Source organism: Qipengyuania sp. ABI-127-1, assembly GCA_022953095.1.
Taxonomy (GTDB): Bacteria; Pseudomonadota; Alphaproteobacteria; order Sphingomonadales; family Sphingomonadaceae; genus Qipengyuania.
The window spans coordinates 455,391-466,686 of the sequence record JALJCR010000003.1 but is presented as its reverse complement, the minus strand read 5'-3'; the positions used below and the strand labels follow the sequence as shown (position 1 = coordinate 466,686).

The 11,296-nt window shown below is 62.2% G+C and carries 10 protein-coding genes; 6 read left to right on the top strand and 4 right to left on the bottom strand.

Annotation, left to right across the window (positions count from 1 at the left end; translation table 11 throughout):
* Both MUY37_RS14855 and MUY37_RS14850 read left to right on the top strand, forming a co-directional pair.
* Positions 1-359, top strand: a 359-nt coding sequence (locus tag MUY37_RS14855; RefSeq protein ID WP_499193444.1) for an electron transfer flavoprotein subunit alpha/FixB family protein, incomplete at its 5' end; no start/stop codon positions are given.
* 42 nt (positions 360-401) lie between these two features.
* Positions 402-1,112, top strand: a complete 711-nt coding sequence (locus tag MUY37_RS14850; protein ID WP_499196131.1) for an enoyl-CoA hydratase/isomerase family protein — start codon at positions 402-404, stop codon at positions 1,110-1,112.
* A gap of 71 nt (positions 1,113-1,183) precedes the next feature.
* Here MUY37_RS14850 and MUY37_RS14845 read toward each other — a convergent pair whose 3' ends face one another.
* The 3 genes from MUY37_RS14845 to MUY37_RS14835 all read right to left on the bottom strand — a co-directional run bounded on the left by MUY37_RS14845 (position 1,184) and on the right by MUY37_RS14835 (position 3,980).
* A complete protein-coding gene (locus MUY37_RS14845; RefSeq protein WP_499196130.1) occupies positions 1,184-2,866 on the bottom strand; it encodes a BCCT family transporter in 1,683 nt (560 codons plus the stop codon).
* Positions 2,867-3,044: 178 nt separating this feature from the next.
* Positions 3,045-3,308, bottom strand: coding sequence for a hypothetical protein (locus MUY37_RS14840; protein ID WP_499196129.1), 264 nt, complete (start codon positions 3,306-3,308; stop codon positions 3,045-3,047).
* 51 nt (positions 3,309-3,359) lie between these two features.
* On the bottom strand, positions 3,360-3,980 hold the full coding sequence (locus tag MUY37_RS14835; RefSeq protein WP_499196128.1) for a TetR/AcrR family transcriptional regulator: 621 nt from the start codon (positions 3,978-3,980) through the stop codon (positions 3,360-3,362).
* A gap of 132 nt (positions 3,981-4,112) precedes the next feature.
* Between MUY37_RS14835 and MUY37_RS14830 the strand changes: the two genes are divergently transcribed.
* Positions 4,113-6,440, top strand: a complete 2,328-nt coding sequence (locus MUY37_RS14830; protein ID WP_499196127.1) for a TonB-dependent receptor — start codon at positions 4,113-4,115, stop codon at positions 6,438-6,440.
* A 54-nt stretch (positions 6,441-6,494) separates the two neighbouring features.
* Here the strand turns inward: MUY37_RS14830 and MUY37_RS14825 are convergent, their stop codons facing one another.
* Complete coding sequence (locus tag MUY37_RS14825) at positions 6,495-7,796, bottom strand: sulfotransferase family protein (protein WP_499196126.1); 1,302 nt, start codon at positions 7,794-7,796, stop codon at positions 6,495-6,497.
* A 132-nt stretch (positions 7,797-7,928) separates the two neighbouring features.
* On the opposite strand from MUY37_RS14825, the gene serS reads away from it, so the two are divergent.
* From serS to MUY37_RS14810, 3 genes are read left to right on the top strand one after another with little or no spacing between them, the layout of a single operon-like run.
* The gene (gene serS, locus MUY37_RS14820; RefSeq protein WP_499196125.1) at positions 7,929-9,359 is read left to right on the top strand and encodes a serine--tRNA ligase; all 1,431 of its coding nucleotides are present in this window, start codon (positions 7,929-7,931) and stop codon (positions 9,357-9,359) included.
* The gene (gene surE, locus MUY37_RS14815) at positions 9,359-10,123 is read left to right on the top strand and encodes a 5'/3'-nucleotidase SurE (protein WP_499196124.1); all 765 of its coding nucleotides are present in this window, start codon (positions 9,359-9,361) and stop codon (positions 10,121-10,123) included. The genes serS and surE overlap by 1 nt, the downstream gene beginning before the upstream one ends.
* A 52-nt stretch (positions 10,124-10,175) precedes the next feature.
* Positions 10,176-11,294, top strand: a complete 1,119-nt coding sequence (locus tag MUY37_RS14810) for a potassium channel family protein (protein WP_499196123.1) — start codon at positions 10,176-10,178, stop codon at positions 11,292-11,294.
* Positions 11,295-11,296 lie beyond the last annotated feature (2 nt).

Below are 11,296 nucleotides of genomic sequence, written 5' to 3'. Positions count from 1 at the left end.
CCAGCGCCAAGGTGATCGTCTCGGGCGGCCGCGCGCTGAAGGATGCGGAAACCTTCGAACAGGTCATCACCCCGCTCGCCGACAAGCTCGGCGCCGGGATCGGCGCGAGCCGCGCGGCGGTCGATGCAGGCTATGTCCCCAACGACTATCAGGTCGGCCAGACCGGCAAGATCGTGGCGCCGGAAGTCTATATCGCGATCGGCATCTCGGGCGCGATCCAGCACCTGGCCGGCATGAAGGATTCCAAGACCATCATCGCCATCAACAAGGATGAAGACGCCCCGATCTTCCAGGTCGCCGATATCGGCCTCGTCGGTGACCTCTTCAAGATCGTACCCGAACTCACCGACAAACTCTGATTGCGTTGTGATGCATGTCGATGCCGATCGAGGAGAAGCGCCTTGCCCGCCACCCTGCTGAAATCCGAGCCCGCCGACGGGGTGATGCTACTCACCCTCAACCGGCCAGACGCCCGCAACGCCCTTAACTCGCCCCTCGCCGAGAAGCTTCTCGAAGCACTCGCCGAACTTCGCGCCGATTCACACTGGCGGGCCTGTGTTCTCACCGGATCGGGCAGCTCCTTTTGCGCAGGGCTCGATCTGAAGGAATTCAGCGATCCGACTCGATCGAGAGCGCACATCGCCGATTCCATTTGCGCGGTAAGCGAGGCTGGCAAACCTATCATCGCCGCCGTGAATGGCCCGGCCATCACCGGCGGCCTGGAACTGGCGCTTCGCTGCGATTTCATCCTTGCTGGCGAAAGCGCGGTCTTTGCGGATACGCACGCCATGCTCGGTGCCTTTTCCGGTACCGGGCTGGCGAGCCTGCTGAGCGAGGCGGTGGGCACGCGATGGGCCAGTCAAGCAATGCTCACCGGCGAGAAGATTGACGCGCCGACTGCATTGAGGATTGGCCTGGTCAACGAGATCGTCGACGATCGGGCGCTGCCGGCGAGAGCCTGCCAAATCGCCACAAGGATCGCCGCGGCACCGCAGTCCGTTTCCGATGTCGCGCGAAGAACGCTTAAAGCGGCGGCAAGCCACACCCTGGCAGGCAAACTCCACGCCGAACATCAGATAATCCAGGCCTACAAGAGTGCCAAGGCAGGCTGAATCGCACTCCCGACTGCACAGGCGCAGAAGCGAAAGCAAAAGTCACTGCGCGGTGGCAAGCACGAAAGGCGTTACTTTCCAGCCATCAGATCGGCACATCCCTGGGCAGTAGTGGGTACGCCGTGCCGTTTGCGCCTCAGATCAAAGGCAACCGCCTTGAGGATCGAAACCGCCATTATGGCGACCACGAAGCTGAACGGCAGGGCTCCGATAATCATAGTGATCCGGATTGCATCGATCCCGCCGAGGATGAGCATGCTGCCGACGACGAACGCCAGTGCCGCGCCCCAGAAGAAAATATGGTGACGCCGCTCGCCTTCGCTATCCCCGGCACCGTTGATGGTGTTGACGATCAGGATCGCACTGTCCGTCGATGTGATCAGATAGGTCATCAGCAGGACGACAACCAAGCCCGAGACCAGCGCGGCGACCGCCGGATCGAGCAAAACGGCCAATGTTGCATAAAGCTGGTCGGAAATGCCGGTGCCGACGATCGCGCCCTGGGCAGCTCCGCTCAATTCCAGATCGATGGCTGTGCCGCCGACGATCGTCATCCACACGAAACACATGAGCGAGGGCACGAGAATCACGCCCAGGACATATTCGCGGATCGTCCGTCCGCGCGAAATCCGGGCGATGAACATGCCCACGAAAGGCGCAAAGGCGATCCACCACGCCCAATAGAATACGGACCAGTCGAGTTGCCATTGTACCAGTGCGTCGCCCATCGCGCCTCCGCCTTCGAACAGAGTAAGCGAATTCGGGATCAGCGTGCGCAGATAATCCCATAGACCCGTGCCCAGAAGACGCAGGCCGAACAGACCGGACCCGACAATCATGAACAGGGCGAGAAGGGCGAAAGACAGGGCCATATTGAGATTGGACAACCATTTGATCCCGCGGCCAACGCCGGAAAGCGCACTCAGCGTGGAGGCGCCGACAAGGACGACAAGAGCCAGGATCACCGCCATTGCGGAGGAGGACCCGTCGGGATCGAGCAGCCAGTCTCCCAGCCCCAGCCGGGCGAGGCCCGCGATGAATTGTTCGACGCCAAAGCCCATGGTCACCGCGACCCCGAGGATCGTCGCCACGACCGCCACGATGTCGACCAGATGGCCCCACCGCCCAGACAGGTGCAGTCCGAACAGCGGCGCAAGCGCCGAACGGATGGTAAGCGGCAAATCGCGCCGGTACGCCACATACCCGATCGCCAGCCCCACCAGCGCATATGTCCCCCAGGCAGCGAAGCCCCAGTGCAGGAAGGTGTAGATATAGGCCGGCCGCACGGCTTCGACCGACCGCGCTTCGATTGCACCGCGAATGATTTCGGGATTGTTCGAGAAATGCGCCAGTGGCTCGCCGGTCGAATAGGTCAACATCCCGATACCGATGCCTGCGCCGAACAGCATGGCGAACCAGGAAAACCGCCCGAATTCGGGCTCCTCCCCCGGATTGCCGATACGCAATTCGCCCGATCGCGGGAGAATTGCCAGGACAAAACAGGTCAACGTCAGGAAGGCGACAAGGTAGACGTACCAGCCCGAAAAGGATGAAATGATCGTCGAATTGGCGGCGGTCAAAGTCTCGCTGGCGCTGACCGGAAAGAAAATCGCCCACATGATGAGCAGCGAAACGATCACCTTGGACGGGATCGTCACTTCTCGGCTGAAACCGTCATAAAATCCACGTGATGCAGTCTTGATGGGCAGGTCGACCAACGGAGGCTCGATTGTTGTATCGGTCTCTGCGGTCATGTTGTCTCCTGCTCTGGCGCCCTTGGGGAAGCGCGAAGTTTTCTGACGATCTTGGGAAAGGTTGTGAGGCACGAGCATAGAAAGCCCGCCGAAGGATGCAAATGCGTGCCTTGATGAATCGAAAAGGGCCACCCCTCGAGGCGGCCCTTCGGATCATACCGGCAGTCGCGTATGGTCGTCAGGCGGCTTGGACCCTGCCATTTCCACTTTCGGCACGAGATACTGGTTCGCCGGAGGAATCGCTCTTTTCCTGCTGTTTCCTGTCGAGCACCGTTTTCGCGACATAGCCACCCACGCCGAGAGCGATCATTGCAGGCAGGCTCATGCGCCGCAGCACAGTGGTTGCGACTACGCCCAGCGCGGCCCCGCTCGCTCCTCCGATGCCATTGGTATGTCTGGCGATGCGATCGCCGACAAATGCTCCGATAACCTTGCCTATCATGTCGATGCTCCTTTGGATGATCAACGGTGGCACGTGCGCGCGGTTCCGGGATCACCCGCCCGATCCGCCAATCCCACTGGCGAGCATACCGTTGGCCCGGCGAGCGATTTCCTCGAAATCGGGATCGCCTTCGCGCGCCCAGATGACATAACGCAGACCGAGAAACACGTTCATTCCCATCAGCGCCCAGGCTTCGGGAGTGCCGAGACCCGGTAGGAATTCCCCGCTCTCCGCGCCCTTTCTCAGGCGCTCTTCGATCCGCGCACCGATGGTTTCGTAATGCGCGCGATAGCTTTCGGGATCGACGAATTCCGCCTCGTCGATGATCCGGTATATCTCTTTGTGTTCCGAGGCGAATTCGAGGAATGCGCGCAGGGCGACACGTTCCACTTCCAGCGCGCCCATCGACGGATCGAGCGCTTCGCGCGCCGCCTTGCCGACACCGGCGCTCATATCGGAGACCAGAGCGCGAAAGATCGCATCCTTGCTGTCGAAATAAGTGTAGAACGTGCCCAGCGCGACACCGGCGCTGCGCGTGATGCCGCTGATGGACGCCTCGTGAAAACCCCGCTCGGCAAACTCGGTTGCCGCCGCATCCAGCAGCTTGCGCAAGGTTCGCCGCCCGCGCTCCGTTCGCGGCGTCTTGTCGTTCAATTCGCCCGCCCTCGTCATGCGCCGATCCCCCAACCCGAATGCCCCATACCTATCAAACGGCACCCCTCGTGCAAGAACAAACTTGAAAGTTGGTTCAGGTTTCAGTATCGCTACCCGCAAGATATTTGAGATCGGGAGGGAGAATCCGAAATGCGTTCGACCAGAATTCTAGCCGCAAGCCTGCTCTGCAGCGCCGCCACGACAGCACTGATTGCCTCGCCCGTGCAGGCGCAATCGGCTGAAGACGCGATCTCGGAAGCTACCCCTGCCGCCGACGAAGATGTCATCATCGTCACCGCACGGCGCCGCGAAGAACGGCTGCTGGACGTTCCCGTCGCCGTCAGCGCGATCAGCGGCGAAGAGCTTACGCAGCGCGGGGCGCTCGATATTACCGATGTCGGCCAATCGGTCCCCAATGTGACGCTCGAGGCCAGCCGCGCGACCAATTCCACCCTGTCCGCCTTCATCCGCGGGATCGGCCAGCAGGACCCGGTTTCCGGCTTCGAACAAGGCGTCGGCATCTATCTCGACGATGTCTATCTCAACCGCCCGCAGGCAGCGGTGCTCGATATCTACGACGTCGAACGGATCGAGGTTCTTCGCGGCCCACAGGGTACGCTCTACGGCCGCAACACGATCGGCGGCGCGGTCAAGTATGTCACGCGGCGCCTGCCGCAGGATACTGCGCTGAAAGTGCGCGCGACCTATGGCACTTACGACCAGGCCGAAGGCGTCATCACCGCCTCGACCCCGCTTGGCGACCTTGCCCGTATCGGCGGGTCGGTCGCGCGGCTTTCGCGCGGCGGTTTCGGGGACAATCTCACCACCGGTCTTGAAAACTACAACAAGGATATCTGGGCGGGCCGCGCGAGCCTCGAGCTTGGCGGCTATGGCGAGCCGGTCTTTATCCGCGTTCAGGGCGATTACACCAAAGACAAGAGCAATCCGCGCGGCGGCCACCGGCTGATCCCGGGGCTCGTTTCGGGTGCGCCCATTCTCGACAATGTCTTCGACACGCGGGGCGCGCTCAACGATCCGGAACAGGAAGTCGAATCCTACGGCCTGTCGCTGCATGCGGAAGTCGAACTGAGCAATGCGCTGACCTTCCGGTCCATCTCGGCGTGGAGGAAGGACGACAGCTTCACCCCGATCGATTTCGACGCGCTGCCAGCGGTCGATCTCGATGTGCCGGGCGCCTATTTCAACGAACAGCTCAGCCAGGAATTCCAGCTCGTCTGGGACGATGGCGGGCCGTTCAGCGGGCTGCTCGGCTTCTATTATCTCGACGCCAAGGCCGACACGCTGTTCGACGTGCGCCTTTTCACCACCTTCCCAGGGTTTACCGCCTTCACCCAGGCCAATGTGGATACCGAAACCTATGCCATCTTCGGCGATTTCACCTACGATCTGAACGAGCAATTCAGCCTGTCGGTCGGCGGGCGCTACACCTGGGATGAACGCAGCGCCGAAATCCTCCGCCAGAACTATCTGGGCGGTTCACCGGTATTCGGTGGGCCAGGCGTCACCTTCGGCGGGCCGAGCACAGACTTCGCAGGTAGCCGCGAGTTCAAGAAGTTCACACCCCGGGCGTCGATAAGCTTCAAGCCCACGCCCGATCACAATATTTATGCGAGCTATTCGAAAGGCTTCAAGGGCGGCGGGTTCGATCCGCGCGGGGTCGGCCTCAATGCGCCCACCACGACGCCGGGAGGCCCGACCGACCAGGAAGTCGCTGATTTCCTGAGCTTCGCGCCCGAGGAAGTCGACAGCTACGAGATTGGCTACAAGGGCAATATCGGTATCCTGAACATCGCCGCAGCGGCCTTCTATGCCGACTACACCGACGTTCAGATTCCGGGCTCGGTCGCGTGTCAGGTCGGGGGAGTGACGACCTTCTGCGGCGTCGTCTCCAATGCGGGCAAGGCCACCTTCAAGGGCCTCGAGCTAGAGGCCAATGCACGCTTCCCCGGCGGGTTCGGCCTTGCCGGATCGCTCGGCTATATCGACGCGCAATATGACGAATACATCACCAATATCGGCAATACGCCGACAGATGTCGCGGAATTCCGCGTGGTTCAGAACACGCCCGAGCTGACCGGCAGCATCACCGCCAGCTATGACATGCCGGTTGGCGAAGGCGATCTCTATCTCGGCACGACGCTGTCCTATCGCAGCAAGACGAGCCAGTTCGAGATCCCCAACCCCTTCCTCGACCAGAAAGGCTTCGCCCTGCTCGACGCAAGCGTGGTCTATACCGCGCCCGGGAAGCGCTGGAGCGTGGGCCTCTACGGCAAGAATTTGCTCGACAAGGAATACAAGACCAGCGGCTATACCTTCGTGGTGACCGATCCGAGGACGGGCGCGATCCGGAACGGCGCAAACGGATTGCCGATCCCGACGCTCGGTCCCGAAGGAACGCTGACGGCCTTCTATGGCAACCCGCGGCAGGTCTTTGCTTCGGTAACCTTCACCTACTGATCCATCCGGATCGAAGAGGGGTCGGAGGCCTGGCTTCCGGCCCCTTTTTCGTGCCTATTTGGCTACCCGCCTCGGCATGGGTGCCGCCCGTCCTTCCATCGGGATGCCGTATGTCTCGGCATAGTCGGCGAAGCGTTCACTGACCTCGCCTTCGCTGAGACCAAACTCCTCCAGGCTGTAGCGGTGCGGGTTGCGCTTGAGCTGGGCCGAACGATCGAGATAGCGCTGCATTCCCGGCACCGCGGGTTCCATGTCGAGGCCGAGGAAGCGGTAGACCCGCTCCATGGTCCCGCGCCAATCCTGCTCCATATCCTCATACTGCACATCGATCATCCGATCACGCGGGATGGCATCGCGCGCAGAACGCATCTTCGCGATCATCTGGTCGGTCTTGTCGAGCCATTGCCGCCCGGTTTCCTGCGGCGACACATGATCGGTGTAGATCGTGGTCTGGTTCCATGCGAGCGAGGCGGCACTGCCGACCACCTGACGGGGATCGCGATGGGTGAAGATCAGCCGCGCGTCGGGAAACACTTCGAGCAGCGCGGGCAGATCGAGCATGTGCTGCGGAGTTTTGAGGATCCAGGGCCGCAGCGAGCTTTCCTGCTGCGACCAGCCGATCAGCCGCAGCAGATCGGCCATGTGGCGATAGGCCGGCACCGCGGATTCGCGCGCGCACCAATCCGAGTATAACGGTACATGCCACTGGGCCTCCCACTTCATCCCGTACATCGAGGCGGCCATGAGCCCTAGTTCTTCCTCGGGTTCGAACGCACCGGTCGGGTGGATCGACAGCGTGCGCGGATTGGCCAGCCGCGCGACCTTGAGGATACGGCTCGCAAGCTTGGGCCGGAAATCCTCCGCCTCACCCGCCAGCACCGCTTCGAATTCGGGGCGCGGCACGGGGCTGATCGTCTCGAAGCTGCGCAGATGGGCAAAGCGTTTATCGCTCGCCAGCAGCCGATGGAGCCGCGTCGTTCCCGAGCGCATCGGCCCGACAATCACCACCGGGTTCTTCAGCGGCCGGGCGAGGATTTCGGGGTGCCGGGCGAACCACATCTGGGCATAGAGCCGGTCGCGCAGCACGTGATGGAACATCTTCATGGCGGAGAAATCGCCCGCCGCATTGAGCTGCGCCTCGCGCCGAACACTGTCGAGCAGCACGTCGAACGGGCGTTCGAACCACCGATCGCCGAAATCGTCGAGGCCGGTCGCGTCAACCGCTTGGTCTAACAGGAAATTCCTGTCGAGCCGCGCCGGATCGATCAGCCCCAGCCTCCGCCCACCCCGGATCACGCCGTCCGCGATATCGATGAAGCGGGTTCGGCGCGGTGGCTGGATCGGCTGGTCGTTCAAGCTGGCTGGCCTTTCAAGCTCTTGGAATTGCCCCCTGAACGTTCGGAGGCTAGATGCGTGCCCGCAAAAGGACAAGGCGCGGCGGCCCGAAGTGTCTGGCCAAGGCCAATGCGAAAAGGCATAGGCCCGGCCATGCACGATATCGCCTTTATCAGAGCCAATCCGACCGACTTCGACGCCGCCCTCGCCCGCCGCGGGGCGGAGCCGGTGGCCGACCGCATCATCGCGCTCGACGCCAAGAAGCGCGAGGCGGCAACACGGGTCCAGCAGGCGCAAAGCCGCCGCAACGAGGCCTCCAAGGCGATCGGCCAGGCGATGGGCCAGGGCGACAAGGACAAGGCCGAAGCGCTCAAGGCCGAAGTCGCCGAGATAAAGGCGAGCATGCCCGAATGGGAAGAGGCCGAGCGCGCTGCGGGCGCCGAGCTGCACGATCTGCTCGCCACCCTGCCCAACCTGCCTGCCCGCGATGTACCGCAGGGTGCGGACGAGACCGACAATGTCGAGCAGCACCAGTGGGGCACCAAGCGCGAGTTCGATTTCGAGCCGAAGGAACACGCCGATATCGGGCCCGCGCTGGGGATGGATTTCGAAACCGGCACCAAGCTCTCGGGCGCGCGTTTCACTTTCCTGCGCGGCGATATCGCCCGGCTGCACCGCGCGCTCGCGCAGTTCATGCTCGACAAGCAGACGCGCGAAAACGGCTACACCGAATGCAATCCGCCCGTGCTGGTAAGCGACGAGGCGATGTACGGTACCGACAAGCTACCCAAGTTTGCCGAAGACAGCTTTGCTACCGACAAAGAAGCGAACAGCGATTTGCGTAGCTTCAAAGAGCTTATGTCATATGTCGACCAACTCGGCGATGAGGGCGACGACGGAGCACAAAAATGGGGAATGGTGCAAGCCAAAGCCAACGAGCTTCATGCCCACTATCGTTCGGCAGCTGAGCAGCGCCGATGGCTCGTTCCTACTTCTGAAGTCCCCCTCACCTATTCGGTTGCAGGGGAAATCCTCCCCGATCTCGCCGAGCCGATCCGCATGACCGCGCACACCTTGTGCTTCCGCTCGGAAGCCGGCTCCGCTGGCCGCGATACGCGCGGGTTCATCCGCCAGCACCAGTTCGAAAAGGTCGAGTTGGTCAGCATCTGCAGTCCGGAGGATAGCGAGGCGGAACACGAGCGTATGACGAAATGCGCGGAAGGCGTGCTCGAAGCACTGAACCTGCCCTATCGCCGCATGCTGCTATGCACCGGCGACATGGGCTTCGGCGCGCGCAAGACCTACGATCTCGAAGTCTGGCTGCCCGGCCAGGGCGCCTGGCGCGAGATTTCGTCCTGCTCGAACACGGGCGATTTCCAGGCCCGCCGGATGAATGCGCGCTATCGCCCCGAAGGCGAGAAGAAAACGCGGTTCGTCCACACACTCAACGGCTCGGGCCTGGCGGTCGGACGCACGCTGGTCGCGGTGATGGAAAATTACCAGCAGGCCGATGGCAGCGTCACCGTGCCGCAATGCCTTGCCCCCTATATGGGCGGTGTCACCAGACTGGAACCAAAATCCTGATGCGTATCCTGCTCACCAATGACGATGGCATCCACGCACCGGGTCTCGAAGTGCTCGAAGCGATTGCGCGCCAATTTTCGGACGATATCTGGATCTGCGCGCCGGACGAGGAACAGTCGGGCATGGGCCATGCGCTCACGCTGACTCGCCCTGTCCGCCTGCGCAAGCACGGCGAACGCCGCTTTTCCGTTACCGGAACGCCGACCGACGCGGTCACCATGGGCCTGCGCAAGGTGATCGAGGCACAGCCCGATGTCATCCTGTCGGGCGTCAATCGCGGCGCCAACCTGGCCGACGACATCACCTATTCGGGCACCGTTTCGGCGGCCATCGAAGGCGCGCTGGCCGGTGTGCGCTCGATCGCGCTGAGTCAGGTCTATGCGAAAGAGGGCATGGGCGAGAACGGCCCCTTCGGTCCGGCGATGGAATGGGGCGCGAAAGTGCTGGCGCCGCTGCTCGACACGCCGCTACCCAAGCGCACGCTGGTCAATGTAAACTTCCCGCCGGTGCCCCCTTCCGAAGTGAAGGGCATCCGCGCGGTGCGCCAGGGCTTTCACGATTACTCGCGCGGGACGGTGGTCGAAGGCCGCGATCCGCGCGGGTTCCAGTATTACTGGTTCGGCCTCGAAGCGATCGAGCACACGCTCGACCATGGGACCGATCTCGAAGCAATCGACGAGGGGTATATTTCGGTGACCCCGCTGCAACTCGACCTCACCCACCACTCTTCGCTCGGCGCGCTGGCCGAGCGTTACGAAGGGTGATCCCGCGCTATCCTATTGACCCTGCGTGCTTCCGCGCGCACCAAGGCCCGCGATGAGCAGCGACAAGCAGGTCGACAGGATCGCCCCTACCAATCCGCCCCGCAGCTATCGCGGGCCGCGGTTCCAGCCGCTCAGGCGCGCGGTCAAGCTTCCGGTCTGGGGCGATCTGGGTATCCGGCTCGGCCTTGCGCTGTTCCTGATTTTCATCGTCGTCATGGTCCATTGGTGGGACCGCGAAGGTCTGGTCGACAATCTCGACGGCGAGGTCAGTTTCCTCGACGTCATTTACTTTACGATGATATCGATCACCACCACGGGTTTTGGCGATATTGCCCCGATTTCGGACCGTGCGCGGCTGGTTGAGGCCGTCATCGTGACTCCTATCCGCTTCGCCGTCTTCTTCATCTTCGTCGGCACAGCCTATAATTTCATCATCAAGCGCAGCTGGGAGAAATGGCGCATGGCCCGCATCCAGGAACAGCTCTCCGATCACATCGTCGTGCTCGGCTATGGCATATCCGGCTCCGAAGCGGTCGGCGAACTTATCGAGCGCGGCACCGATCCGTCCTGCATCGTCGTGATCGATCCGAGCGAAGAACGTCTGGTGGAAGCCGAAGCGCTGGGGTGCAATGTCATGGCCGCCGATGCCACGCGCGACCAGACGCTCAAGGCAGTTCGGATTGCCGAAGCGCAAAATGTCCTCGTATCGGCCGGGCGCGACGATACCACGATACTGATAACGCTGACCGTGCGCGCGCTTGCTCCCAATGTTCCGATCAGCGCGGTCGTGCGCGCCGATGACAATGAATCACTCGCGCGTCAGGCAGGTGCCGACAATGTCATCAATCCCGTGCGGTTTACCGGCCTGCTTCTGGCCGGCAGCGCCAAGGGAGAACATATCGCCGAATATCTCGCCGATCTTGCCAGCGTGACCGGCCGGGTTCAATTGGTCGAACGCGAGATTACCGAGGAAGAATGCGGATGTGCCATCGGCGAGTTGCGAACGGGTGGCCGGGGCTTGCGCGTGTATCGCAAGGGCAGGGCGCTCGGCTTCTGGGAGGAAGAATGCCAGAACTTGCAGCCCGGTGACGTGATTGTCGAAATCGTGCCCACCACCAATGGCGAGACCAAGGGCGATGGCCACGCCCGCGAGGATCGCGAACAGGCCTGAGA